The following is a 987-nucleotide window of genomic DNA, read 5'->3' as shown; positions in this document are numbered from 1 at the left end:
GTTTCTGCCTGACCGACGCCGAAGTGGCCGAGCTGGCCAAGCAGGCGATGATCATCGAGAAGCACTACCAGCGTCCGATGGACATCGAGTGGGCCAAGGACGGCGACGACGGCAAGCTGTACATCGTCCAGGCCCGTCCGGAAACCGTGAAGAGCCGCGCCAGCGCCAACGTGATGGAGCGCTACCTGCTGAAAGAGAAGGGCACTGTGCTGGTCGAAGGTCGTGCCATCGGTCAGCGCATCGGCGCCGGTAAAGTCCGCGTGATCCACGACGTATCGGAAATGGACAAGGTCCAGCCGGGCGACGTGCTGGTCTCCGACATGACCGACCCGGACTGGGAGCCGGTGATGAAGCGCGCCAGCGCCATCGTCACCAACCGCGGCGGCCGTACCTGTCACGCGGCGATCATCGCCCGTGAGCTGGGTATTCCTGCAGTGGTCGGTTGCGGCAACGCGACCCAGGTCCTGAAAGATGGCCAGGGCGTGACCGTTTCCTGCGCCGAAGGCGATACCGGTTTCATCTTCGAAGGCGAGCTGGGCTTCGATGTGCGTCAGAACTCCGTGGACGCCATGCCTGACCTGCCGTTCAAGATCATGATGAACGTCGGCAACCCGGACCGTGCCTTCGACTTCGCCCAGCTGCCGAACGCCGGTGTGGGCCTGGCCCGTCTGGAATTCATCATCAACCGCATGATCGGCGTGCACCCGAAAGCACTGCTGAACTACGCGGGCCTGCCGCAAGAGCTGAAAGAGAGCGTCGACAAACGCATCGCCGGCTACAACGACCCGGTCGATTTCTACGTCGAGAAGCTGGTCGAGGGCATCAGCACCCTGGCCGCGGCGTTCTGGCCGAAGAAGGTCATCGTGCGTCTGTCGGACTTCAAGTCCAACGAATACGCCAACCTGATCGGCGGCAAGCTGTACGAGCCGGAAGAAGAGAACCCGATGCTGGGCTTCCGCGGTGCGTCGCGCTACATCAGCGAGTCGT

At 62.8% G+C, this 987-nt stretch carries 1 protein-coding gene; it reads left to right on the top strand.

What is annotated here, in order from left to right:
* On the top strand, nt 1–987 hold a 987-nt coding region (locus PSEMO_RS31245), incomplete at both ends, for a PEP-utilizing enzyme (protein ID WP_256721290.1).

The sequence above is a fragment of the Pseudomonas putida genome, assembly GCF_001941965.1.
Classification (GTDB): domain Bacteria; phylum Pseudomonadota; class Gammaproteobacteria; order Pseudomonadales; family Pseudomonadaceae; genus Aquipseudomonas; species Aquipseudomonas putida_L.
This window is presented reverse-complemented; position numbering and strand designations above follow the sequence as displayed.